Annotated in this window: 23 protein-coding genes and 1 riboswitch; of the genes, 6 read left to right on the plus strand and 17 right to left on the minus strand. The window is 46.7% G+C overall.

From position 1 onward, the window contains the following. Nucleotides 1–2 precede the first annotated feature (2 nt). The 9 genes from pdxH to AY605_RS03470 all read right to left on the minus strand — a co-directional run bounded on the left by pdxH (nt 3) and on the right by AY605_RS03470 (nt 11,900). Nucleotides 3–659 (minus strand): pyridoxamine 5'-phosphate oxidase, encoded by a 657-nt coding sequence (pdxH, locus tag AY605_RS03430; RefSeq protein ID WP_064095054.1) that lies wholly within the window; start codon nt 657–659, stop codon nt 3–5. A 14-nt stretch (nt 660–673) separates the two neighbouring features. Continuing rightward, nucleotides 674–2,005: a phosphoglucosamine mutase gene (glmM, locus tag AY605_RS03435; protein ID WP_064095055.1), complete on the minus strand. Its 1,332-nt coding sequence runs from the start codon at nt 2,003–2,005 to the stop codon at nt 674–676. Nucleotides 2,006–2,128: 123 nt separating this feature from the next. Beyond that, a complete protein-coding gene (gene guaB, locus AY605_RS03440; RefSeq protein ID WP_064095056.1) occupies nt 2,129–3,595 on the minus strand; it encodes an IMP dehydrogenase in 1,467 nt (488 codons plus the stop codon). A gap of 221 nt (nt 3,596–3,816) precedes the next feature. Beyond that, entirely contained in the window at nt 3,817–4,182 is a 366-nt protein-coding gene (locus tag AY605_RS03445) for a YkgJ family cysteine cluster protein (protein ID WP_081406316.1), read from the minus strand. 95 nt (nt 4,183–4,277) lie between these two features. After that, entirely contained in the window at nt 4,278–5,075 is a 798-nt protein-coding gene (locus tag AY605_RS03450) for an MBL fold metallo-hydrolase (protein ID WP_064095058.1), read from the minus strand. A gap of 183 nt (nt 5,076–5,258) precedes the next feature. Further along, nucleotides 5,259–5,834 (minus strand): TMEM165/GDT1 family protein, encoded by a 576-nt coding sequence (locus AY605_RS03455; RefSeq protein ID WP_064095059.1) that lies wholly within the window; start codon nt 5,832–5,834, stop codon nt 5,259–5,261. 73 nt (nt 5,835–5,907) lie between these two features. Next, nucleotides 5,908–6,048, minus strand: a riboswitch (yybP-ykoY riboswitch). A gap of 121 nt (nt 6,049–6,169) precedes the next feature. Next, a complete protein-coding gene (locus AY605_RS03460) occupies nt 6,170–8,182 on the minus strand; it encodes a 2-oxo acid dehydrogenase subunit E2 (RefSeq protein ID WP_064095060.1) in 2,013 nt (670 codons plus the stop codon). A 3-nt stretch (nt 8,183–8,185) separates the two neighbouring features. Beyond that, the gene (gene aceE, locus AY605_RS03465) at nt 8,186–10,888 is read right to left on the minus strand and encodes a pyruvate dehydrogenase (acetyl-transferring), homodimeric type (protein WP_064095061.1); all 2,703 of its coding nucleotides are present in this window, start codon (nt 10,886–10,888) and stop codon (nt 8,186–8,188) included. A 328-nt stretch (nt 10,889–11,216) separates the two neighbouring features. Next, entirely contained in the window at nt 11,217–11,900 is a 684-nt protein-coding gene (locus AY605_RS03470) for a M23 family metallopeptidase (RefSeq protein ID WP_064095062.1), read from the minus strand. Between the two features lie 107 nt (nt 11,901–12,007). Between AY605_RS03470 and AY605_RS03475 the strand changes: the two genes are divergently transcribed. After that, on the plus strand, nt 12,008–12,448 hold the full coding sequence (locus AY605_RS03475) for a DciA family protein (protein ID WP_064095063.1): 441 nt from the start codon (nt 12,008–12,010) through the stop codon (nt 12,446–12,448). 99 nt (nt 12,449–12,547) lie between these two features. On the opposite strand, the gene lpxC is transcribed toward AY605_RS03475, so the two are convergent. From lpxC to murG, 7 genes are all read right to left on the minus strand, one after another. Beyond that, complete coding sequence (gene lpxC, locus AY605_RS03480) at nt 12,548–13,450, minus strand: UDP-3-O-acyl-N-acetylglucosamine deacetylase (protein WP_064095064.1); 903 nt, start codon at nt 13,448–13,450, stop codon at nt 12,548–12,550. 126 nt (nt 13,451–13,576) lie between these two features. Then, nucleotides 13,577–14,767, minus strand: a complete 1,191-nt coding sequence (gene ftsZ, locus AY605_RS03485; protein WP_064095065.1) for a cell division protein FtsZ — start codon at nt 14,765–14,767, stop codon at nt 13,577–13,579. Nucleotides 14,768–14,926: 159 nt separating this feature from the next. Beyond that, nucleotides 14,927–16,189, minus strand: coding sequence for a cell division protein FtsA (ftsA, locus tag AY605_RS03490; protein ID WP_064095066.1), 1,263 nt, complete (start codon nt 16,187–16,189; stop codon nt 14,927–14,929). Between the two features lie 70 nt (nt 16,190–16,259). Further along, nucleotides 16,260–17,114 carry a cell division protein FtsQ/DivIB gene (locus AY605_RS03495; RefSeq protein WP_064095067.1) on the minus strand — a complete coding sequence of 285 codons (855 nt, stop codon included), beginning with the start codon at nt 17,112–17,114 and terminating at the stop codon, nt 16,260–16,262. 2 nt (nt 17,115–17,116) lie between these two features. Further along, a complete protein-coding gene (locus AY605_RS03500; protein ID WP_064095068.1) occupies nt 17,117–18,046 on the minus strand; it encodes a D-alanine--D-alanine ligase in 930 nt (309 codons plus the stop codon). Between the two features lie 57 nt (nt 18,047–18,103). Next, entirely contained in the window at nt 18,104–19,552 is a 1,449-nt protein-coding gene (gene murC, locus AY605_RS03505) for a UDP-N-acetylmuramate--L-alanine ligase (protein WP_064095069.1), read from the minus strand. 12 nt (nt 19,553–19,564) lie between these two features. Next, a complete protein-coding gene (murG, locus tag AY605_RS03510) occupies nt 19,565–20,662 on the minus strand; it encodes an undecaprenyldiphospho-muramoylpentapeptide beta-N-acetylglucosaminyltransferase (RefSeq protein ID WP_064095070.1) in 1,098 nt (365 codons plus the stop codon). Between the two features lie 424 nt (nt 20,663–21,086). On the opposite strand from murG, the gene AY605_RS03515 reads away from it, so the two are divergent. Beyond that, nucleotides 21,087–22,301: a CynX/NimT family MFS transporter gene (locus AY605_RS03515; RefSeq protein ID WP_064095071.1), complete on the plus strand. Its 1,215-nt coding sequence runs from the start codon at nt 21,087–21,089 to the stop codon at nt 22,299–22,301. 44 nt (nt 22,302–22,345) lie between these two features. Here the strand turns inward: AY605_RS03515 and gshB are convergent, their stop codons facing one another. Further along, a complete protein-coding gene (gshB, locus tag AY605_RS03520; RefSeq protein WP_064095072.1) occupies nt 22,346–23,296 on the minus strand; it encodes a glutathione synthase in 951 nt (316 codons plus the stop codon). 143 nt (nt 23,297–23,439) lie between these two features. Between gshB and AY605_RS03525 the strand changes: the two genes are divergently transcribed. From AY605_RS03525 to AY605_RS03540, 4 genes are all read left to right on the plus strand, one after another. After that, nucleotides 23,440–23,640, plus strand: a complete 201-nt coding sequence (locus AY605_RS03525) for a DUF3565 domain-containing protein (RefSeq protein WP_064095073.1) — start codon at nt 23,440–23,442, stop codon at nt 23,638–23,640. Between the two features lie 124 nt (nt 23,641–23,764). Continuing rightward, on the plus strand, nt 23,765–24,187 hold the full coding sequence (locus AY605_RS03530; RefSeq protein ID WP_064095074.1) for a hypothetical protein: 423 nt from the start codon (nt 23,765–23,767) through the stop codon (nt 24,185–24,187). A 41-nt stretch (nt 24,188–24,228) separates the two neighbouring features. Then, nucleotides 24,229–25,995, plus strand: a complete 1,767-nt coding sequence (locus AY605_RS03535; RefSeq protein ID WP_064095075.1) for a copper resistance system multicopper oxidase — start codon at nt 24,229–24,231, stop codon at nt 25,993–25,995. Next, a complete protein-coding gene (locus AY605_RS03540) occupies nt 25,982–26,929 on the plus strand; it encodes a copper resistance protein B (RefSeq protein WP_064095076.1) in 948 nt (315 codons plus the stop codon). Before AY605_RS03535 ends, AY605_RS03540 begins: the two co-directional genes overlap by 14 nt. Nucleotides 26,930–26,934: the final 5 nt, after the last annotated feature.

Raw genomic sequence — 26,934 nt, forward strand, 5'->3', positions numbered from 1 at the left:
GGTTATGGCATTAAGCGCTCTAAAGTCCAGCCATCATCGCTTTTACGATAACTCAGACGGTCATGTAAACGGTTGGGGCGACCCTGCCAGAATTCATAATAATCTGGCTCGAGACGATAGCCACCCCAGAAGACCGGTTTGTCCAGCTCTTGCTGATTCGCGACCTGATGATGCAAATCCCAGAAACGCTGTTGCAACTCTTCACGGCTACCAATCACCCCGCTTTGCGGCGTACTGACATGTGCGGCAATCTGGCTATCACGTGGACGTTTATGATAGTAATCGGTAGATTCTTCTTCCGAGATTTTCATTACACGACCCGAAATACGAATCTGGCGCTCCTGATCCTGCCAGTAAAACAACAGTTCGGCATACGGATTTTCAGCCAGATCCAGACCCTTCTGACTGTCATAATTGGTATAGAAGTCATAGCCCGCTTCAGTGGCTCCACGTAACAGCACAGTACGCACATGCGGACGCCCTTGTGCATTGGCAGTCGCCAGTGACATGGCATAGGGTTCATGCGATTTCGCTTCCAGTGCATGGTTAAACCATTGCAGGAACTGCATATGCGGATTCGGATTGACTTGCTGTTCCTGCAACTCGCCTTTTTCATAATTCAGGCGTAGCTCACTCAGATCCTTGATCAGATCACTCATCATTTATGCTCCCGTTAAGCAGCATTGGCACGTACAGCATCTGCCAAGCTATTTGCAAGTGTGGTAACTTCAGCCAGATCATCACCTTCGACCATCACCCGGATGACTGGTTCTGTGCCTGATTTGCGAATCAACAAACGGCCACGGCCTTTCAGCTGCTGTTCGGCTTTTTCAAATTCAGCTGCCAGTGCCGGTACTGAATAAGGATCAAACATGGCATCTAAACGTACATTGACCAGGACATTTGGTAGCAGTTTAAAGTCAGCTACCAGTTCATGCAGGGCTTTTTTCTGTTCCACCATCACCGTTAAGACCTGCAAGGCGGCAATGATCGCATCGCCTGTGGTGCTCTTGTCCAGAGTCAGAATGTGACCTGAAGGCTCACCACCAATGGTCCAGCCATTTTCTTCCAGACCCTGCAATACATAACGGTCGCCCACTTTGGCACGCAATAATGGTACTTGCGCTTTTTCTAGCGCCAGTTCCAGTGCCATGTTGCTCATTAAGGTGCCCACAATTCCAGCCGGTTTTTTCGAGCTTTGAGTTGCCAAGATATACAGTATATGGTCGCCATCAATCAGTTTACCGTATTGATCCACCAAGACCACACGGTCGGCATCGCCATCAAACGCAATCCCCAGATCCGCTTTATGCTCAAGTACTGCCTGTTGCAAGCTTTCAGGATGGGTGGAACCGCAATTATCATTAATATTTAAACCGGTCGGTTCATCATGAATGGCAATGACCTTGGCACCCAGTTCACGGAACACTGCAGGTCCGACGTTATAGGCCGCGCCATTGGCACAATCCACCACGATAGTTAAATCATTCAGATCCAGGTGATATGGGAACGTCGATTTACAGAACTCAATATAACGGCCGTTGGCATCTTTGACCCGGACACTTTTACCCAGATTCGCAGTATCCTCAATGACCATTTCTTTATCAAGTTCTTGATTAATTTCTTCTTGGATAGCATCTGGCAATTTCTTGCCTTCCGCAGAAAAGAACTTGATCCCATTGTCAAAGTAAGGATTATGTGACGCAGAAATGACGATTCCCAAGCTGGCATGCAGAGCACGAGTCAAATGGGCAATCGCTGGTGTCGGTAATGGACCCAAGAGATGAACATACACACCGGCAGCATTTAAACCTGCCTGCAAGGCCGCTTCCAGAATATAGCCCGACAAACGGGTGTCTTTACCTAAAACCACCAGCGGTTTGGATTTTTTGCTATGACGTTTTAAAACTTTTCCGGCTGCAAATCCCAGTTTCAGGGCAAACTCAGGGGTAATCGGCAATTCGCCAAACTTTCCACGGATACCGTCCGTACCAAAATAACTCATCTTTATCTCACTTCTTCGCGGATGATTGATATCACCCATTTTTTTCCTTGTGCCACACTTTACACCAAAATAAAAAAGCCGTCATTTGCATGACGGCTTTTTCAAATTTTAAATCACAGGAGATTAACCCACACGATAGTTTGGTGCTTCTTTGGTAATGGTCACATCATGTACATGCGATTCCGACATACCGGCAGAAGTGATTTTTACAAACTTGGCATTTTGACGCAGGTCTTCAATTGTCGCAGAACCGGTATAACCCATCGAAGAACGTAGGCCACCCATCATCTGATGCACGATATTGCCCATTGGACCTTTGTACGGTACGCGACCTTCAATGCCTTCAGGAACCAATTTCTCGGCACCAGCTTTAGCGTCCTGGAAGTAACGGTCTGCAGAACCGGTTGCACCCGCCATTGCACCCAATGAACCCATACCACGATAGGCTTTGTAGTAACGGCCCTGGAAGAATTCAACTTCGCCTGGTGCTTCTTCAGTACCTGCCATCAATGAACCGACCATAATGGTACTTGCACCAGCGCCAATGGCTTTGGCCATATCGCCAGAGAAACGAATACCGCCATCCGCGATCAAAGGAATCTGGTCTTTTAGTGCATTGGCAACAGAATCAATCGCAGAGATTTGCGGCATGCCAATACCGGCCACAATACGTGTGGTACAGATTGAGCCAGGACCGATCCCGACTTTTACTGCATCCGCACCTGCATCCAGTAAAGCCAATGCAGCATCACCTGTGGCGATGTTACCGCCAATCACCTGAACTTGTGGATAGTTGGCTTTCACCCAACGTACACGCTCGATCACACCTGCAGAATGGCCATGTGCAGTATCGACTACAATCACATCCACACCTGCATCAACCAGGGCTTCTACGCGGCTTGGCGTTTCTGCACCGGTACCGACAGCAGCACCAACACGCAGACGACCCAGATCATCTTTACAGCTGTTTGGATACAATTCAGCTTTACGGAAATCAGTTACCGTAATCAAGCCTTTCAGCTCTTGCTGATCATTAACTACCAATACTTTTTCAATACGATGCTGTTGCAATAAGGCTTGAATGTTTTCTTTCGATTCGCCTTCACGAACCGTCACCAAACGATCCTGACCGGTCATGATATTACTGACTGGCTGCTCAAGATTGGTTTCAAAGCGTGTATCGCGACCGGTCACAATGCCGACCACTTTGCCGTCTTTCACAACTGGCACACCACTGATGTTATTGGCTTGAGTCAAGGCAATCAGTTCACGTACTGTGGTTTCAGGAGTGACTGTAATCGGGTCTTTAACCATACCCGCTTCGAATTTTTTCACACGGCGCACTTCTGCAGCCTGAACAGCGATATCCATGTTCTTGTGCAAAATACCGATACCACCATTTTGCGCCATTGCAATTGCCATACGGGACTCAGTCACCGTATCCATTGCTGCGGACACAAGAGGAATATTCAGGTTAATGCCACGAGTTAAACGTGTCTTTAGGGAGACATCTTTTGGAAGAACAGTAGAATAGGCAGGGAGTAATAGGACATCATCGAAGGTTAACGCGTCTTGAACGATGGTCAACATAACAGTCTCACTGGTAATTTCCGTGCACTATTATAAACAAATATCGGCTTAAATTTCATTGTAATTGCAAAATTATTTTTTTCTTCAAGCGTTGTACCAGCAGAGCGATTTGTATTCTGGGGTAGTCCCTTATGCTTAATAATCGAGTTTCCTAACTTAATATACCCTGATCCTTCGAGACTGTTGTAAAAAGCAGAGCCTAAGCTCTGCTACGGATGGATTCAGCTGACATATTCAAAACTGTCATCATTCTCGGCTTCATCAGTTTCAATCTGAACAAAGGGCAACATATTGTGTGCCACACGTGCCTTGTTGCATTGCTGATCGGCAATCTGCACTTCTTTGCAGGATGAACTGCGCAGCTCATACATACCGCAGCTTACCTGCTGGCCGATGGTGCCATCCAGTGCGATACAGCGTGGATTTTTTTGATTGGTTCCAGCCATACATGAATAAACTGCATTAACAGGTTCAGTATAGTGCTCAGGCATATGAATCCCTTCAGCCCAATAAAAAGAAACCCTGAAATAGGCGCAACACGCCCCACAGCTTAAACACGCATCCGGTGTTGGAATTTGAGACAACATTTCTTATAAGTTCTCGTCATCAAAAAAATTTTTTGAAGAAGAAATATAAAAAATGTTGTTTTTCCATACAAGAAAAATTTTATCTTTTGGATGAACTATTCAGGACAGGTAAAAACCGTTTCATCCATCAGGTCGGTACCGCATTGCAGCGTTTCAATCCAGTCGAGAAACTGGGTAATCTGTTCTTTGCCGATAAATGGCGTACCATGCTGCGGCACGATCATCTCGATCTCCATGCCGCGCACCATTTGCACCCAGAGACGAATGACCTTGTTATTGCACATATAGCGCTGATGGAAATTTTTCATTTTCGGAATATGCGCGGCAAAGTTTTCCAGTGGCTTTGCGGCATCTTCAACCATGGACGCGCCCATATCACCAGAAAACAGGATTTTGGCAACCGGATCATAAAACTGGAAGTTCCCAACCGAATGTAGGAAATGCGCCGGTACCGCCACAATATGAGATTGACCGAGCGGAACGATCTGACCGTGATCAGGAAGCTCTACTAGGCGGTCCAGCCAGTTACCTTTCATCCGGTCACTCATAAAAGCTGAGTTTAAGTGGGGCAAGAAACGTGCCCAGAGCTTGGATGCGACGACTTTGGCATCCGTATAGACCAGCCAGCGTGGCATCGAGGTAATAATATCCGGATCCTGATGCGAGGCCATGACATAATCCAGATTGGTCAAACGGGTATATTTATTCAGTTCCATGGTCAGCGGCACATAGGTTAAATCACCCCCCGGATCGAGCACCGCAGCACGTTCATGATCAATGATCAGAAACTGGTTTGCCTGAACGCCTTCACCTTTAACCAGGCTGGTAAAGCTGATGCATTTATGCGTCCCGTTATCAAACAGAACCTGCGATGTGGTGCGTTCGAAAGCCATGTAAATTCCCCAATTTATAATAAAAATGACACTTTTATACCCGTATAAAATATATGGAATTAGTCAAACTTACAATCAATAGAACTGACCATATCATGCTATTTATCAACATTTCGACAGCATTTTAAGCATAAAAAATCCTGAGTTTTTAGCTCAGGATTCACATAAATATTATTTTATTCTTTAAAAGAAATAATGTTGAACCAGGGTTGCCACACCAATCACCAGGAAAATCGCCGCACCAATTTTATGAATCAGGCTGATTGGCAATCTGTTGGCTAGTTTATCACCTAAAAAGACCGCAGGTGCATTGGCCAGCATCATACCCAAAGTGGTCCCAAGCATGACCCAGAATACGCTGTCGAAACGTGCCGCCAGTGCAACTGTGGCAATCTGGGTTTTATCGCCAATTTCTGCCAGAAAGAACAGAATAAAGGTCGCACCAAATACCCCGAATTTTTGCCATTTATTGATGCTGGCATTTTCATCCCCGAGTTCATCCGGAATCAGCATCCAGATAGCCATCGCGATAAAGCCAAGCGAAACGATCCACATCAGTACCTCTGGCCCAATCACTGTAGTGACCCATTGTCCCAATACCGCAGAAAGGCCGTGGTTAATCACCGTCGCCAATAAAATGGCAACTAAAATAGGAACAGGTTTGCGAAAGCGTGCGGCAAGCAGCAATGCCAGCAATTGGGTTTTATCACCCATTTCAGCCAGTGCTACGATTGCAGTCGACAGTAGGAATTCATACATGAGGTTTTTCTCTGGCTAGCATCCAATACCAATGACTCACCGCTCCTGCTAGCCAAAATCTGCAGAGTGGTAAATCAAAGGTCTTGCCAACAAAAGAAAGCTTGGAAAAGCTGACTTGGTTCTTTGCTATGATGACCATGCCCGGTTGAGCAAATATGTTGACCATCACCCTTCTGCTTTGCGCAAAAGGCGGCTACTCCCCAATGAAGTGCGCCAAGTATAGAATCAAATAGATTATTTTTCAATGCAGCAGAAAAAACCCTGCCGAAGCAGGGTTTTTTATATCCTCTTTGTCTTTCTCCCAGAGAGAAAAACAAAGGCCTAGAGATAAGGTTTTAGATGAGCAAAGTACGAATATCTTTAAGCAGCTTGGTCAGCTTGTTGGTGAAACGAGCAGCATCTGCACCATTGATCACACGGTGATCGTATGACAATGAAAGCGGCAGCATCAAGCGTGGATCAAAACCTTCACCATTCCAGACCGGTTGCATGGTTGCAGGTGAAATACCCAGAATCGCCACTTGTGGCCAGTTGACCAACGGTGTAAATGCCGTACCACCAATTGAACCCAGGCTAGTAATAGTGAAGTTCGCGCCTTGCAGATCTTTCGGTGACAATTTCTTGTCACGCGCTTTCTGGCTTAGTTCTCCCAGCTCAACTGCAATCTGTTTAATTGACTTCTGATCTGGATGACGCAGCACAGGCACGGTCAAACCATCTGGCGTTGCGACCGCGATACCCATATGGATCTCGTTACGTAACAATACTGACTTGCCATCATCAGCCAAGTGACCGGCAAACTCTCGCTCTTCTTTTAACAAGTGCGCAACTGCTTTGATGATGAACGCCATAATGGTCAGACCAATGCCGTCTTTCTTGAAGTTGCCTTTCAGTTCATTACGCCATGCTTCCAGTTCCGTAATATCTGCTGCATCAAACTGGGTCACTTGCGGAATGAAATTATTCAGCGACAACTGTGGAATGGACACTTGTTGCAAACGCGTCAAGGTTTTCTCTTCCACTCCACCAAAAGCGCTAAAGTCTGGCAGTTTTGGCAGTCCTGCGACTTGGGCAGCAGCGGCGACAGGAGCCGCCTGCGGCGCAGTAAGACGCGATTTGACATAGGCTTTCAGGTCTTCTTTCATGACGCGCGCATGTGGACCAGAGGCCTTGACATCTGCCAGCACGACACCAAGCTCCCGAGCCAGTTTACGCACAGCAGGACCGGCATAGACTTTCGAGTTGGCCGCATTCTGCTCTTTGGTCAGCTTGTCGACATTATCCGACGTCGCGACTGCCTGATTAGAAGATGCCGCAGGTGCCGGTACTGCTTTTGTAGCAGGCACTTTTGATTCTTCTGCTGCTTTTGCTACTTCTGCCTTGGCTGCAACAGGAGCAGCTTCTGCTTCGATCGTCACCAGTGCAAGACCTTGAGAGACATTTTGACCCAGTTCAACATGAATGGCTTTAATCACCCCGGCCGCAGTACTTGGTACTTCAACAGTCGCCTTGTCTGATTCAACCACGATGATGCTCTGGTCTTTTTCAACCGTATCACCGACCTGAACCAGAATTTCAGCCACAGCCGCCTTGTCTACACCCAGGTCAGGCACGGCAATTTCAACATCACCCGCAGGTGCTGCTGGCGTTTGTGATGCTTCAATTGCTTTCTCTTGGACCGCCGCTTGAGCAACTGGTGCTTGAGGTGCTTCTGTCTGTGCTGGTGCTGCCGAAACAGCGGTTTTCACTTTCAGAATGACTACACCTTCTTTAATGGTATCGCCATCTTTAATCTCGATCGATTCCACCGTACCTGAAACCGTACTTGGCACTTCAACAGTCGCCTTGTCTGATTCCACCACTACGATGCTTTGATCCACCTCGATTTCATCACCGACAGCGACTAGGATTTCACCCACTGTGGCTTTCTCTACACCAATATCAGGTACTTGCACATCGACCACTTGTGAGCCTGCTTGCGCTTCAGGAGCAGCAGAAGCTTTGGGCTGATGTGAAGCGATTTCCTGCATGATTTCCTGATCAGGCAATGCGGTTGGCGTATTTTCTGAAGTTTTTTGCGATGCATCTGCTTGCTGTGGCTCGACCACATCAGCGCTACCGTCTTCAGCTTGCAGTTCAATCAGTACCGCGCCTTCAGCCACTTCATCACCCTGGCTGACCAGAATGCTTTTCACCACACCTGCGGAAGTGCTAGGCACTTCAACAGAGGCTTTATCAGATTCAAGCAACACGATGCTGTCATCGACCGCAATCGTATCACCGACTTTGACCAGAATTTCGGCCACTGTTGCCTTATCTACACCAATATCGGGAGTCATAATTTGCATTGCTTAGTTCTCCTCTTTGTAGTCAGCAACAGCATGTACTGATGGAGTTTCTTGCGGTGCCCAAGCCACTGGACGATCGGTATCAAGCTCGAAAGTCGAGATCGCATCTTTAACCAGACGTGGATCAACTTCACCTTCATCTGCCAGTTTTTTCAGGGTGGCCACTACAATATGTGCAGCATCAACACCAAAGTAGCTGCGCAAGTTGCCACGTGTATCTGAACGGCCATAACCGTCAGTACCCAGCGCTACGAACGGACGGTTATCTGGAAGATAAGCACGAATCTGTTCGCTATAGGCACGCATGTGATCGGTTGCAGATACCACAATACCTTCAGTACCACGGAGCTGTTTCGATACCCATGCTTCTTTCACGTCTTCAGCCAGCGGATGCAAGCGGTTGTATTCTTCACATGCCATGCCGTCACGTGCCAGTTCATTGAAGCTGGTCACACTGTAGACATTCGAGTGGATCTGGTATTCCTCACGCAGGATCTTCGCTGCCTTGATCACTTCACGCAGAATCACACCTGAGCCCAGTAACTGAACGGTAGCTTTCTCATCTTCTTCAAGCAGGTACATACCGCGCTTGATACCTTCTTCAACACCTTTTGGCATTTCAGGATGTTCGTAGTTTTCGTTCATTACGGTCAGGTAATAGAACACACGTTCCTGATTCACATACATACGTCGTAAACCGTCATGCACGATCACTGCCAACTCATAACCGAAACATGGGTCATAAGCGACACAGTTTGGAATGGTACTGGCCAGGATATGTGAATGACCATCCTGATGCTGCAAGCCTTCACCGTTCAGTGTGGTACGGCCTGCTGTTGCGCCCAGCAAGAAACCTTGTGCCTGTGCATCACCTGCAGCCCATGCAATATCACCGATACGCTGGAAACCAAACATCGAGTAGTACATGTACATCGGAATCATTGGCAGGTTATTGGTTGAATAACTGGTGCCTAATGCCGCCCATGCACTCATGGCACCGGCTTCGTTAATCCCTTCTTGCAACATGTGACCGTCTTTGGCTTCACGGTAATGCATCAGCTGTTCTTGGTCTTCCGGAGTATATTTCTGGCCATGCGCGGCATAAATACCCAACTGACGGAACATGCCCTCCAGACCGAAAGTACGTGCTTCATCAGGTACGATTGGCACAACACGATCTTTAATCGCTTTCTCTTTAAGAAGTGCCGAGATTAAACGCACCATCACCATCGTGGTGGACTGTTCTTTGCCGTTCGAACCCGCCAAGACCGAATCAAATACAGACAGCTCAGGAATTGCCAACTGCTCGCTGTCTTTGCGACGTGCAGGTAGATAACCACCCAGCGCTTCACGACGAGCCTTCATATATTTAATTTCAGGAGAATTTTCACTAGGACGATAGAACGGCACTTCTTCCAGCTGTTCATCAGTGAAAGGAAGATTGAAACGGTCGCGCACATATTTCAAAGAATTAATCTGCATCTTCTTGATTTGATGCGTTTTATTAACTGCTTCGATTTCTTCCGACAAACCATAACCTTTCACGGTTTTCGCCAGGATCACGGTCGGCTGACCTTTGGCAGTACAAGCTTCGGCATAAGCCGCAAAGACTTTGTACGGATCGTGACCGCCGCGGTTCAGATTATCAATATCTTCATCACTTAAATCTTTCACCAGCTCTTTGGCTTCCGGATATTTACCAAAGAACTTTTCGCGTGCATAAGCACCACCTTTTACCTGGTAGCGCTGGAAATCGCCATCCACCGCTTCTTCCATCACTGCTTTCAGTGCACCAGATTTATCTTTCGCTAGTAATGGATCCCAGTGACGGCCCCACACGACTTTAATTACACGCCAGCCTGCACCGCGGAATAGCGACTCAAGCTCCTGAATGATCTTGCCATTCCCACGTACCGGACCATCCAGACGTTGCAAGTTACAGTTCACCACCCAGATGAGGTTATCGAGCTTTTCACGACCGGCCAGAGAAATTGCACCCAAGCTTTCCGGCTCATCCATCTCGCCATCGCCCAGATAAGCCCAGACTTTACGGTCTTCTTCTTTGATCAGGCCACGGTTCATCAGGTACTTTTGAATATGTGCCTGATAAATTGACATGATTGGACCCAGACCCATCGATACAGTCGGGAACTGCCAGTAGTCCGGCATCAGATAAGGATGCGGATAAGATGGCAGACCTTTACCGCCGACTTCGCGACGGAAATTATTCAGATGCTCTTCGGTCAGACGGCCTTCCAAAAATGAACGCGCGTAAATACCCGGTGCACAATGGCCCTGGTAATAGATCATGTCACCGCCAAAGTGGTCACTGTTGGCCCGGAAAAAGTGGTTAAAGCCGACATCGTAAAGGGTCGCAGAAGAAGCAAAGCTCGCCAGGTGACCACCGAGGTCATCACCGGTTTTATTCGCACGCAATACCATTGCCAGAGCATTCCAACGGATCAGCGCACGAATACGACGCTCCATATCCTGATCACCCGGCATGGCAGGCTGTTCTTCAACAGAAATCGTATTTAAGTAGGGAGTATTTAAACGCTGAATAGGAACATGCTTTGCGATTGCGCGTTGATAAAGTTTTTCTAATAAAAATGCTGCACGCTCAGTGCCCATATGCTGCAAAACCGAATCAAATGCATCTTGCCATTCCTGGGTTTCTTGCGCGTCTGTATCACCATAAAACGCCATAATCTACAGTTCCTAAAAGCCTAATCTAATAGCCTATATGTACCATATTTGAGACCTCAGCTGGTATGGCCCTAGCTGAATGCGATTTGGCAGTACTATTTAGGAACTAAATGATTGGTGACGTATAATTACACTACATAACAAAAAACAGCCAATAAAGGCGATTTATTATACAATCATTATAATAGTTGGTGATAATATGATATTTAAAAGCGATTAAATAAAAAGCCCCTCAATTTGATTTGAAGAGCTTTCAGATTAAGTGTTTAAAACTGCTTAATGGAGATTATTTATGTATAGAGATATATCTCGCTATCCCAGACTATATTTAAGGTAACATGGCCAAATAAGTCGATGGGTTTTTACGTTGACCGTCTTTTACTACTTCATAATGTAAGTGTGGACCGGTACAGCGACCAGTACAGCCTACATTGGCAATATGATCACCCGCTTGCACCTGTTCTCCCACACGTGCAATAAGTCGTGAAGCATGAGCATAACGTGTTAAATAGCCGTTGCCATGATTGATTTCAACATATTGGCCATAACCTGTACCCCAACCTGACTTGGTCACAATACCGGGACCAGTAGCATAGATCGGTGTACCGCTTGGTGCAGCGAGATCAAGGCCTGAATGATTTTCAGCACGGCCACCCATGGTACGCCCGCCGTAACTTGAACTTATGCGAGAATTAGGTAAAGGATGGGAAATCAACCAAGAGTAAGTGCTGTTTGCTGCCGCTTTGTTAGAGGAAGTACTGGCATACTTCTGAGCAAGTGTTCGATTGTTAAGCTCAACAGGTTTCTCACGCAGTTGAACATTTAATTTGGTTTGCGCTGGGATATCCATATCATCTGGATGAGTATATGCACCCTGTGCCAAAGTCCGTGTCAATTGCTCGATACGATCTGTTGAACCATTTTCTTGATTTAGATTGACTAAATCTGCAAACGCTACCGAGGCAGCTGAAGCCGACAAAGAAAATGCCAACAAAATACGTCGCATATGCATAAAAAACCTCTCTAAACTGCTTTAATCGAGTTTCTTGAAGATCTCTATCCTTGATATCCACTAAAAGAAGCGCATAAGATTAAGACATAAATATGTAGGAACAATGTATGTCTGAACCTGTCAACGTTTTTCAACAAACAAGAAAGCAGATAAAAACAGGAAACTTTTCGTTTCTCTCATCACAAGTTGCCGCTTGGCAGAAACTTACGAAACTCGTACAACCGCTGTTGCCCCAACCGGAACGCTGGCAAGTTGTTTGCTATCAAAATGGTGTGTTAACGATTACTGGTGAAAACCAGGCCATGATCAGTCAACTGGCCTATCTTCAAAAGCAATACATCTCACAACTCTCTCAAATAAATGAATTAACAGATCTCACTAAAATTCAAGTTTGCTTGCGGAATCCTTCGCAAATGCCCCCTGCTCCAGTAACACCTGAAAGAGCCTTAAATGCAGAAACACAGGAATTACTTCGTAGTGCGGCTGACTTTATAAGCGACCCTAAGCTTAGCCAAGCTTTACTACGTTTGGCAAGCAATAAAAAGTAACATAGCAATCAAATGTAATAAATTAAAAAGTAACCATTATGTGACCTGTATCACAGTATTAACGCAGTAATAAAAACATAAAGACACAAACACAATGACTTATGTCACATTCACATACATGATTGGACAATTAGACTCGTCATCAAATGTTACAATTTCATAGCAGCTTGGATCACTTTTCACATTGCGTAAAAGTTGATTATTCAAGGCATGTCCAGATTTATAACCGTCAAATTTGGCAATAATCTGATGTCCGAGCAGATATAAATCACCGACGGCATCCAGAATTTTATGCCGTACAAATTCGTCCGAGAAACGCAAGCCTTCTTCATTAACGACCCCGGTTTCATCCACTCCAATCGCATTTTCCAGACTGGCTCCCAACGCCAGATTATTGGCTTTGAGATAATCCAGATCTTTCATAAAACCAAAGGTACGTGCTTCACTGACTTCATAAACAAAAGTTTCAGTAGAAAAATCGATGCTGGCGGACTGATGTTCTTTTTTAAAGGCAGGATGATCAAAATCGATGGTGAAATTAAGCTGGAAGCCTTGATGGGGGCTAAAAACGGCACGCTTGTCATCAATCAGTGCTTCAACCGGTTTAATAATCTTGACGAATTTTTTGGCAGCATCCAGCTCTTGTAATCCACCTTGCATTAACAGGTAAATAAACGGACCTGCACTGCCATCCATAATCGGTACTTCAGAGGCAGAGACTTCAATTATCAGATTATCAATTCCCAAACCGGCAATCGCACTCATGACATGCTCAATCGTACCCACTTTGGCATTTTCCTGAACCAGATTCGAGCACATAAAGGCTTCCTGAATCAGCATGGCATCAGCCGGAATGTCCACTGGTGGGTTCAGGTCTATACGACGAAACACAATTCCCCCATCGGCATGGTGCGGCACAAAGTTAATCATGACTTTCTGCCCACTGTGAAGACCGATTCCGCTCGCTTTCACGATACGTTTCAGGGTGCGTTGTTTCAACATGCTTTTATCATCTGTTCATCTATAAAACCGCTATACGTTAGCATATTTGGCCATTGATAAAAAACAAAAAGGTGGCTTTTAAGCCACCTTTACTGTGTAATCCAAGTAAACACATCATGTTACATGTTATTTACGTTGTTGATTCTTAAGATAATCCTGAATACTCATTGGCGTTGGGCGCGGGCTGGAAACTGAAGCTGCTGCCGGGTTCGCTGCTGCTCCTGTTTCATGCTGCTGACGCTGAATTGCCGGCACATCGTCATCTTCAACCACGGCCTGTGCAGCAGCTGGACGAGTTGCCTGTACATTGGTACGTTTGGTCGGCTCAACTGAATCGGCTGCATGGCGGGTGAGACCTGTTGCAATTACGGTCACACTGATTTCATCGCGTGCATCCGGATCAAAAACGGTACCGTAGAACACCTGACCTTCATCTAAATCGACAATCTGGTTGACAACATCGGTAATTTCTTCAATTTCACCAAAAGTCACATCATCGCCGCCGGTTACATTGATCAGAATACCTTTGGCATTCATGATGGTCACGTTATCGAGCAATGGACTACGGATCGCCTGTTCAGCTGCCTGACGGGCACGGTTTTCACCACGACCCAGACCAACACCCATCATGGCATAACCACGTGTGCTCATAGCGGTTTTCAAGTCAGCAAAGTCAAGGTTGATATGACCTGGACGTACCACTAAATCAAAAATACTGCGTACAGCATTCAGTAGCACATCATCCGCTTTTTTATATGCATCTTTCATTGAAATATCACGAAAGACTTTCAATAACCGCTGGTTTGGAATGATGATCAATGAGTCTACATGCTGCTCAAGGGCTTCGATACCTTTTTCAGCAGACTGTAAACGACGTTTACCTTCGAAGTTGAAGGGCGTAGTTACCACACCTACAGTCAGGATACCCATTTCTTTGGCAATTTCAGCTACGACTGGCGCAGCACCGGTACCGGTACCACCACCCATACCTGCTGTCACAAATACCATATCTGTGCCTTCAAGCTGCTGGCGGATCAGTTCACGACTTTCTTCCGCTGCAGTCTGGCCCACTTGCGGATTTGCACCGGCACCCAGACCACGGGTACTCTGCTCGCCCAGCTGAATTTTAAATTCAGCTTCCATGCGATCCAGTGCCTGCTTGTCCGTATTGGCACAAACAAACTTTACACCCTGAATATCGGACTGCAACATATGCTGTACAGCATTACCACCCGCACCACCTACACCAAATACAGTGAAACGGGCTTGACCATTGCTATCGCTATGATCGTCTTCGAAAAATTCAAATGAGGCCATGACCTATAAAATTCCTAATTCATAATTGGCAGTCACTAAGCCCGTATACTGCCTTAATCTTGATAAAATTGTTTTTAAGAATGCTGCTCATGCGTTCACTTGTCAAGTACAAGCCCGATTAACTACATCTTCTCAACAATATTCACAATAAAAATCGACTTAAAAGATGGATTTCAAGGTGTCGTTAAAGCCAGACCAGGCTCTTTTCACCCGCTGAGCCAATGACAACCGTTCTACATCATCCTGCTCCACTATCGTGTCCTGGGTATCACTCTGGCTAAACATCAACAAACCAGCCACAGTGCTATATTGCGAACGACGCAAAGCGGCCTGATGAGGTTCATCCGCATACACCTGAGTCGGCGGATTACCTAAATGCGCCGAGACTCCCATGGTACGGCGGACAAAACTCACCATTCCTTCAATATGACTGGCATCCCCGGTCAGGACTACCCCATGATATAAGCCCTGGAGAGCACCGTTTTTCACCAGCTCATCACGCACCAGTCCGAGAATTTCTTCATAACGCGCCATAATGATTTCAGTCAGCTCGATCCGGCTGATGGTCTGTGGTCCATCAATGCCCTGGAACTGAATCATATGGTCAGGCTTGACCACTTTCAGGTCAACACAGCCGTACAGCAATTTCAGACGTTCAGCTTCTTCGGTTGTGGTTTGCAATACTGCTGCAATATCACGGGTCACATGTTCACCGCCACGCTGGAAAGTATGGGTTAAGGCCAGACGGCCATCTACATACACTGCAACATTGGTCGTGCCAGCCCCAATATCTACCAGACATACGCCATATTCTTTTTCGTCTTTGAGCAGGCTGGCTTCAGCGGTGGCCAGACTCGACACCACCATTTTTTCTACGCCGATATTGGCCCCTTTCAGGGCACGGTCAATATTCTGCATGGTACTGATCGGCAGCATCATCAGATGATAATGTCCGGTCATGCTATGTGCCGACATCCGAATCGGATTCAGCACCCATTCCGGTGAATCATCCAGCTCAAAGCCCAGAGGCACAGCGCTGACCAGATAATGGTCTGAAGTCAAATGACTGGCTTTGGCCAACTCCAGTGCACGTACCACTTCGCTGGTGGTAATCGCATGTTCGCTATTGTCGATCGAGGTACGCCCCGATGCATAAAAGCTTTTTAATTCGGCACTTGGAATAGAAACCCAGGCAGAATGTACTCGACATTCTGCCATATCTTCTGCTTCTTGAACGGCATTTTTAATTGCAGTAATAACTTTATCGAGACTGACAATTTTCCCTTTACTCATGCCTCGGTTACGAGCGGTGGCCATACCAATCACTTGGATATTGTCTGGCGCGTGTACCTTGCCAATCAAAACTGAAACTTTGTGTGTCCCAATGTCAATCGCCACAACCGAGGGAACAGCTTCACTCATTATTCACTACTACCATTACGTGTTTGTTAGATTTATGGCTTTAAATGCCTCTATTTTTTAAAGCCGGTCATTATGGCTTTACTGTTACATTATTCTCAACGCCCATGTCATTAATGGTTACAATAAAATGTCCATTTACAATTTTAGGCGAAATTGAATTTTTCCACTGTATCGACAATCCATTGCGATAACGCAGGTCGATAGCCGAGATTTTAGACCAGACCGGCTTCAAATCACGCTGGGACAGCTGACTCAAACGCTGTAATTTGCTCATGGTCTGATCTTTATCCACAATTATTCTTAAACCCGAATCAAACTGCATAAACCAGGTCATTCGCTCGGTGAGGTATAATTCTTTTAGACGAATGCCTTGTGGTAAAAATAACTGATTAATTTCATTATAACGACGCATCATGGTTTCTGCATGGCTCGCCGGCCCATGTAGTAACGGTAATGCCTGATAATTCTTGGGTGTGACTTCCGTAAAAATCACGCCACTGTCACTTAATAAACGCCCTGTTCCCCAACGTGCAATTGCATGATGCGGCATGACCCTGACCCGAATACCATTTGGCCACGCTCGAGAAACCACGACCCGGTCCACCCAGGACAATTCCAGGGTACGGTCGCGGATCGCTTCCAAATCCGAAGTAAAATAGTTTTCGGTCACAATCGGTGATACATATTGCATGACCTGATGCTGTTCAGCAGCCGAGCGCGTACCTACTACGCCCAGTTCTGCTACATCAGTATTGGTCATGACTTTATATAAACCCCATACTCCAGCGGCCAGTACCAGCACCGCGATACACAACAATAACCAACCACCAAAATTAGCCAGCTTTTCTTTGCGTGTTGGCGGCTTGTCGTGAATCGAGGTAATTGCAGCACGTTTACGGCGCATGGAAACAGGAAGCTGAGCCATATTTAGTGTGCCGAACCGGTCAGAGTCTGTTCCAGAATCGCAACACACAGCTCATCAAAACTGTATCCGACTGCAGCTGCCGCTTTTGGCACCAGAGAATGACTGGTCATACCCGGCACGGTGTTGACTTCAAGCAGCCAGAAATTGCCCTGTTCATCCTGCATGGCATCAATCCGGCCCCAACCGCTGGCGCCGACTGCCTGGAACGCGCGTAAACTCAAGGCTTTTAACTGCTGCTCTTCAGCTTCGCTTAAACCACACGGGATGCCATATTGCACATCATTACGGTTATATTTAGCTTCATAGTCGTAGAAGGCAACATCTTGAGGCGGTTCAAGACGAATCACCGGCAGCGCCTGACCATTTAAAACCACAATGGTGAATTCACGACCGGTAATCCATTTTTCTGCCATCACTACGGCATCGTGTTCAGTTGCCTTGGCAATCGCTTCGGCAAAGTCTTCAATTTTTTCGACCTTGCTCATACCGATACTGGAACCTTCATGTACCGGCTTGATAATCAAAGGCAAGCCTAAAGAATTAACAATGTCAGCCGCATCGGAATCTTTGGTGACAATACGATACGGTGCTGTCGGCAATTCCGAGCCCTGCCAGACCTGTTTGGTCTTGACCTTGTCCATGCCGATGGCAGAACCCTGTACACCCGTACCGGTATACGGTACGTTTAGCCATTCCAGTACACCCTGGATCTGGCCGTCTTCCCCGCCACGACCATGCAATACAATGAATGCACGATCATAATTCACCAATTCTGTGACACTACGCTCCTGCGGATCAAACGCTTCCGCATTGACCCCTGAACGCACTAATGCCTCAAGTACCGCCGTACCACTGTCTAAAGAAACCTCACGCTCTGCAGATTTACCACCAAGCAACACGGCAACTTTTCCGAATTTTGAAGCATTTGACACGTTTATATCCTTAAACTTTTTTCAATCTGGTCAATTCAATTCAGTCACGCAAGATGACTATTTTATATATAAGTGATTTTGCGCAAGTTCGACTGAGATTGCTCCAACATTACCTGCGCCCTGGGTTAATAACAAGTCATTTGCTTGCAATACTTTTCTCATGATCTGATTCAGGTTGCCGTCCGCCGCATCGACCAGAATTGGCTCGACTTCACCACGTAGACGAATGCTGCGGGCCAAAGTACGGCTGTCCGCCCCGACAATCGGTTTTTCGCCAGCAGGATAAACATCCAGCAACAATAACTGGTCTACAGTCGAAAGTACTTCCACAAAATCATCAAAGCAGTCACGGGTACGGCTATAACGGTGTGGCTGGAACATCATTACCAGACGACGGTCCGGATGACTCTGACGCGCAGCTTTAATCGTCGCTTCGACTTCTTTTGGATGATGACCATAGTCATCCACCAGTTTCACGTCACCGCCTTCAATCGCAAACTCACCCTGAACTTCAAAGCGGCGACCCACACCACTAAAACCTTCCAGTGCACGGCAGATTGAAGCATCAGACACGCCTTCATCAGTTGCTATACCAATCGCAGCCAAGGCATTCAGCACATTATGCAAACCTGGCTGGTTGACCGTTACACGCAATGGCTCACGCTCTTTACGCAATACGGTAAAGTGGGTTTGCATGCCATCCTGATCAACATCTACTGCGCGGATGTCATTGTCTTCATTGAAGCCATAAGTCAGTAATGGACGTGCAATCCGCGGCATGATTTCACGGATATTGGCATCATCACCACAGACTACGGCCAAGCCGTAAAATGGCAGTTTTTGCAGGAACTGGATAAAAGTATCTTTCAGGACATCGAAGCTACCGCCATAGGTATCCATATGATCGGCATCAATATTGGTCACCACGGCAGCCATTGGTTCCAGGTGCAGGAAAGAAGCATCTGACTCATCGGCTTCGGCCACAATATAACGGCTGGCGCCCAAGGCTGCATTCATACCGGTACGGTTCAGCAAACCACCGATCACATAGGTTGGATCCATGTTTTCTTCAGCCAGCATACAGGTGATCAGACTGGTGGTCGTGGTCTTGCCATGCGTGCCGGCAACGGCAATACCATGACGATAACGCATCAGTTCACCCAACATTTCCGCACGGCGAACCACAGGAATACGGTTTTCAATCGCGGTTTTAATTTCCGGATTTTCCTTATCAATCGCGGTAGAGACCACGATCACGTTGGCGCCCTTAATATTATTTGCAGTATGTCCGATATAGACTTTAATGCCATTCGCTTCCAGCTGTGCGGTGGTATTGGATGTCTTGATATCTGAACCGGAAACTTTATAGCCCTGGTTTTTCAGCACTTCCGCAATACCACACATGCCTGCGCCACCAATCCCCACAAAATGAATGTGTTTGATACGGCGCATTTCTGGCACTTTAATTAACTTTTTCGCTTGTTCAGCTGGGGTTGTTGGAGACATAGTTTACTCGGATTACAATTCTTGAATTAAACGGACCACATGTTGAGTCGCATCGGGTTGAGCCTGTCGGCGTGCTTTCACGGCCATTTCCATTAACAGTTGGCGATTCAGCATCGGCTCTAATAATGTTTTTAAACTTTCCGGGGTCATTGTGGCCTGCGGGCAAATCTTTGCCGCATTGATATTGGCCAGGAAACCGGCATTGGCCGTCTGATGATCATCCACTGCACTTGGAAGCGGCACAAAAATCGCAGCTACGCCGGCAGTGGCAATTTCAGTTACAGTCAAAGCTCCGGCACGGCAAATCACCAGATCGGCATCAGAATAGGCTTTGGCCATATCTTCAATAAAGGGCTGTACTTCAACTTGCAAACTGGCTGGTGCATTTTCATAACGTGCCCGTGTCGACTCGGCATGGTTTTGCCCACACTGATGATAGACGCTTAATGGCACATTGAGTTGCTTTAAAGCTTCCGGAACCCGTTCATTTAAGGCTTGCGCCCCCAAAGATCCGCCAACAATCAGAATACGTAAGGGCAGTCCTGCCTTGTCACGCTCCTGATAACGCCAGGACGGATTTAAAATTTCACTAATTTCTTGTCGTACCGGATTACCTGTAGTCACGACTTTTTCTTGGGCCGGAAAGGTATTTGGAAAAGCCTGACACACCGTCTTTGCCACACGCGACAATTGGGTATTGGTAAAACCGGCGACTGCATTCTGTTCATGAATCAGCACCGGAATGCCTAAGATACGCGCGGCCAAACCACCCGGGCCTGCCACATAACCGCCAAAGCCTGCCACGGCATCGACCTGAAGCTGTTTCATGAATTTCATGGCACTGAAGGTGGCTTTCATGATTTTAAAAGGCGCCAAGGCTTTACGTAAGAAACCATTGCCACGCACACCCTGAATATCAATGTGATAAATGGGAATATTCTGGTTTTTTAACAGGCGGTTTTCCATGCCTGTGGGGGTGGCTAACCATGAAACCTGTATACCTTTTTGTTGTAAATCTTTGGCAACAGCTAACGCTGGAAACACATGTCCACCTGTACCTGCGGCCATCATCATGACATGTTTAGGCTGTTTTTGCTGAGCGTCGGTCACGGTTTAATTCTTCAATACTAAAAATGGAGCAGGAAATCTGATTTAAGTAATCAATTGTAATCACAAACCTCAGGCCATGAAAGTTTATTTACTTTATTTCAACAAGGCTTTAATTGTTTTTTTCACGCAAATTTCAAGTTTGGACTCGTTTTATTTATAAGGTCTGCACTTTTCCTTCGACTTAAGTGACATATCATATCAATTTTAAACTCACTTTTCATTATATTATCAATGATCTTGCCAAGGACAGGGCTTTATTTAGAACCATTTACAGCTCACTCCCGGTCAATCCATGTCTTATCATCGACTAATGAGCTTAGGCTTAAAACCTATAAATTTTATAAAACTTTCATGTTATTCATATCTATATATGAATGATGCTTGATGTACAAGCAGATGCTTTAAATGGACTCAGTTCGGATAGATGTCAAAAATCTCATTGCGTGATGTATGGATTATCTTGGCCGGTTATCTGGCTGCGATCCATGTGGGCAAACTTTCGGCCGTGATTCCTGTGTTGCAGCAGGATTTAAACCTGAGTTTTACTCAGGCTGGTTTTTCGTTAGCATTGGTGCAGGCCGCCGGAATGCTGTTTGCGCTAGGCATTGGCGCCTTCTCGGAAAAAATGGGATTAAAGCGCTGCCTGATCATGGCCTTAATCATTTTAGGGCTGAGCAGTCTTGCCGGGCTTTGGATTACGCAGCCTGCCACTTTATATGTATTGCGTTTTATGGAAGGAATCGGATTTTTAACCATCTCCTTATGTGCGCCAGCAATTTTAAAACGTACCAGCCGCGCTGAAACACTGAATTTCAAGATGGGACTCTGGAGTTCCTATATGGGCATCGGTGTCAGTCTGGCCGTATTGACGATTCCTCTCCTGCTTGAATATCTGGACTGGCAAACGATCTGGGCCATTTTGGGCTGCCTGTGCCTTGTCATTGCTGGCATGATCAAACAATATTTAAATATTGAACCTGCCTTGGTAACACAGCCAGACTCTACCCAGGCAGCTACGGAAAACACCTCATTCTGGCAGATTGTTCAAATTACCCTGACCCATCCTCCCATTATCTGTCTGGCGATTATTTTTGCGTGTTATACCAGTCAATGGATTACTGTCACGGGCTTCCTGCCTACACTGTATGTTGAACAGGGGCTAGGCTTAAAACGTGCAGGGATGCTGGTCTCGATGATCGTGCTGGCCAATTTGGGGGGCACTTTTGGCGCAGGCATGTTGCTGCAACAGGGTTATAGACCGCACACCTTATTGAATACAGGATTTGTGGCAATGCTCTGTAGCAGTTGTCTGGTATTTGCCGCAAGTTCCTGGCTCTCATTTGAATTGCAGGTTGTCAGTGCCGTGCTGTTTTCACTGATTGGCGGGATGATCCCGACCACTGTTTTTGCGATTACCCTGCACTATGCACCACGCGCCTATGCAGCAGCGGCCAGTGTGGGTCTAGTTTTACAAATTTCAGCCTGCGCACAGTTTTTTATACCGACCCTGAGCGCTGCGCTGATATCTGCCACCCAATACTGGGCCAATCTTGCCATTATCACTGTCTGCCTTTCGATGCTGGGCATGGTAATGACGGCATATTTATTTAAGCGCTCTATCCCCAGTGAAAAAAAATAAAAAAGAGTCTGCAAGCAGACTCTTTTTTTCACCTGATTTTGCCTTTAAACCTGATTGACCTGACCCGCTTCCAGCACAGCAAATAAATCGTCTGCAATCGAGGTGCCAAACTGGGCATCAATTTCACGGATACAGGTTGGACTGGTTACATTAATTTCAGTGACATAATTTCCGATCACATCCAGCCCCACAAAAACCAGACCTTTCTCTCTGAGATACGGCCCTACTTTTGCTGCAATGGCTTTGTCAGGTTCAGTCAGTGGGCGTGCCTCGCCTAGGCCACCCGCGGCCAGATTACCGCGCACTTCACCATTTTGTGGAATACGGGCCAGACAATATGGCACTGGCTCGCCATTAATCATCAGGATGCGTTTATCGCCTTCGACAATTTCCGGAATATAACGCTGCGCCATAATCGGCTGGGTGCCGTTATTGGTCAGCATTTCAATGGTTGAACCGATATTGATCCCGTCCTGATACAGGCGGAAAATTCCAGTACCCCCCATGCCATCCAGCGGTTTCACAATCACATCGACCTGTTCTTTGAGAAACTCACGAATCAGGCTTTGCTGTGAAGTCACCAAGGTCGGAACTTGTAGATACGGGAACTGGGTCGCGAACAGTTTTTCATTACAGTCACGCAGGCTTTGCGGTTTGTTGATGATCCATGCTCCTTCGCGCTCTGCCTGCTCCAGAATATAAGTGGTATAGACGAAGTTCATATCAAAAGGTGGATCTTTACGCATCAAGACAACGTCATAAGCAGCGATCGACTCTTTTTGTTTTTCGCCAAGTTCATAATAATGCTCGTAGTCTTCAAACACCTGTAACGGCGCGATCAGACCAAAGGCCTTGCCCTGGTCGATATATAAATCTTGCTGCAATGCATAACCGAGTTCATGCCCGCGACGTGCTGCTGCCCATAGCATCGCCATGGTCGAGTCTTTCTTCAGGTTTACATTTTCAATGGGATCCATCACAACAAGTACGCGCATGTGTTTCTGCTCTTTTTCAAAAAATGACTTGGCAAGGAGTATAGCTTGTGTCGATTCTTTTGTTTATGGTGATTTTGCATGACTTATTTTGTATAGGTTTTTAGATAGATGCTCAGGCAATTTGAGCTCAAGGGAGGTATGCCATGCAACAGGCCATCATCGGTTTTCATCTGGATGAGGAACAGCATTGGGTTGCAGAGCTGGCCTGCGGACATGACCAGCATGTACGGCATACCCCGCCCTGGCAAAACCGTCCTTGGGTGATGACCAAGCAAGGGCGCAAGGAAAAGATCGGGATACTGCTGGATTGTAAAAAGTGTGAAAAGTGCGAAACTGAAACCTGAACCTATGAAAAAAGTAGTATGTAGGTGACCTAAAAAATAATCTTGTCCAGAATTTGCTAATTTGAGTTACTGCGTTTATGCTTTTATTGCTCAAACATGCAGCGCATTTTTTCAGGGTGTACTTTTGCTCATACGGCTCGTCAAACAGATCTGGTTGGTGATGCTTGTGGTTTTTGCCATAGGCTGGAGCAGTGTGTCTGTCGCATCTGCAAACACCATGCATCTGGTCATGTCGACTGAAAAAATGAGCAGTCATTGTCTGGAAATGAAAAAACCATCTGCTTCTCACTCGCTGCATGAGACTGATCATCATCAAGATCAGATTCTGGTACAACCGGATTGTGTCAGTGACAGCACCCAGCAGTCATCAGACTGTCTGGATTGTGGCACTATGGCCTGCCAGAACCTGGTCACCAGCCTGCCCATTGCAACGCCCGAGTTAAGCGTGCCTGATTACGGTTATCCGGAAAAAACCCTCCTCCCTGCTTACCATGCCAAGCACCTTGCCGGTTACTGGCAGGAAATCCTGCGCCCACCCAAAGCTTGATCCTGAATTTTTAAATTTTTTTATTCATTAAGGATTAAGTTATGTTGCTTAAAATCAGTCAAAGCCTGTGTCTGGGCTTCGGTCTCATCTCGTCGTCTGCCCTGTTTGCAGCCGTAAAAGAATATCATCTGGTCATTGATGAAAGCCCGATCAATCTCACCGGAAAGACGGTCAAGCGTATCACTGTAAACGGAAAATTCCCTGCACCCTTGCTGGAATTTGAAGAAGGTGATGATGCAGTCATTCATGTACAAAACAACCTGAACAATCAGGATACCTCGCTGCACTGGCATGGCCTGCTCCTGCCCGGGCTGATGGATGGCGTCCCCGGATTTAACGGTTTTCAGGGGATCAAACCGAAACAGTCTTTTACTTATCGTTTCAAGGTTCGTCAAAACGGCACCTACTGGTATCACGCACATTCCAAAGGTCAGGAACAGGACGGCCTCTATGGCGCATTGGTGATTCGCCCCAAAGCCCAGACATTGCTACCTGCACATGAACAGACCGAGCGGGATTATGTGGTGATGCTGTCGGATTTTCACGAACAGGGCAGCCAGCAGATTCAGAACAATTTAAAAAAATCGGCCGAATATTATCAGACCCAGCGCGAAACCGTAGGCGATGTACTCCAGCAGGTGAAACGTGATGGCCTCAAGGCCACCTGGTCAGACCGCAAGATGTGGAACCAGATGCGCATGCTGAAAACCGACCTGTCTGATGTTACCGGTTATACCTTTCTGGTCAATGGAAAAACACCACAACAGAACTGGAGTGGCCAGTTCCAGCCCAAAGAAAAAGTCCGCCTGCGTTTCATCAATGCTTCCGCCATGTCATTTTTCGATGTGCGTATTCCCCAGCTGAAAATGACCGTGGTCAGTGCCGATGGACAAGCTGTACAGCCTGTCGCTGTAGATGAATTCCGGATTGGAACTGCTGAAACCTATGATGTGATTGTGGAACCCACTGCAGCGCATTACCAGATTGAAGCAGAATCGATCGACCGCTCAGGCTTTGCCATTGGCAGTCTGCATCAGGCAACTGATTCAAGCAAAACCCCGGCTTCGGTTCAATTACCGACACCGCGCCCTCGTGCCTTATTGACCATGGAAGATATGGGACATGCTGAGCAGCATGATATGTCGCATGACACACACAGCAGCCAGACCACGCAGACTGCCACAAGTGAACATGATGAGCATGCCCAGCACGACATGCATGCAAGTCATAGTGCCATGTCCGGAACCAATCAGCCTCATCAGCCGGTTGAGGGCTGGGCCAATATGTCTACGCCTGCAGGACACAGAGCCTTGCAATATCAAGACCTCAAAGCCCTGACACCACAACCCGATATCCGCGCAGCAGAACGTGAACTGGTGATTCGTCTGGGTGGAACCATGGAGCGCTACATCTGGACCATTAATGGTAAAAAATTCAGTGATGCCGAGCCACTTCAAGTGAAATATGGCGAGCGGATCCGGCTGAAATTTATCAATGACAGCATGATGGCCCATCCGATGCATTTGCATGGCATGTTTATGCAGCTGGAAAATGGTCAGTCTGCTGCAAATATGCCAAATAAACACACTGTCATTGTGCCGCCCGGGAAAACGGTGACCACCCTGCTCACGGCTGACGAACTGGGCGAATGGGCGATTCACTGCCATCTGCTCTATCACATGAGTGCCGGCATGATGAACAAGCTGATTGTGGCAAAGGTTGACGAAGATCAAGCAGCTCACCCTTCTTCACAAAAAATGCCGTCAAAGCCAGCAGCTGCTCAAGGAGAAAGCCATGCACATCACTAATCTTTTGGTAAAGTCAGTGCTCAGCAGTGCGCTTACCCTAAGCAGTCTGAGTATTTTTGCGGCAGCTTCTAGCGAGCATACGGGTCATAATGAACATCAGCATCATAGCGGGCATCATGCCATGCAAAACATGGCTGATGACCACGCACAGCATACTGAAACTGCAGATGCCGCATCCTATCAACCGCCACCAAAGTTATTGCATCAACAGCAGGTGCTGAGCACACCAAAAAATTCAGTCAGCTCTGCCAGCGAACATGATCACCGTAAAGAACATGGCGCACAGATTTATAGCCAGATCATTCTGGACCAGAAATGGCAGCATAGTTCAGAGGGAAATGGAGCATTCAAGTCCAAGAACCAGGCCAGAATTGGCACGGATGAAAATAAAATCTTCCTCAAGCTAGAAGCCGACAAACATGAATCCCGTCAGGCCGAATATGATGCCAAAGTATTGTATAGCCGAAATATTTCCGATTTCTGGGATGTACAGGCCGGTGTGCGTTACCGTCAGGAAAATTTAGCTGAGCCTGCAACACGACAGCAGAACGAGCGCTTCGATGCTGTATTTGGCCTGCATGGCCTGGCCCCCTACTTTTTTGAAACTGATGCTTATCTGTATATCGGTGAAGATGATTTTGTAGGATTGAAGCTGGAAACGGAACGTGACCTGTTATTGACGCAGAAACTGATTATGCAGCCGTTTGCCGAGCTGGAGCTCACCCTGAATGATCAGGCAGCGAATGCGAAAAAAACCGGTCTTAGTCATGCAACCTTGGGTCTGGAAACACGTTATGAGCTGAGCAAAAAGCTCATGCCTTATCTGGAAGTGGGTTATGAATACAACAAAGGTAACAAACAGACGGACTGGCAGCAAAGCTCTGACTCTGAAAAAGGCTGGATCTATGGTGCAGGCCTGAGAATAATGTTCTAAGTTTT

This window comes from Acinetobacter sp. SFD (genome assembly GCF_001647575.1).
GTDB classification, from domain to species: domain Bacteria; phylum Pseudomonadota; class Gammaproteobacteria; order Pseudomonadales; family Moraxellaceae; genus Acinetobacter; species Acinetobacter pecorum.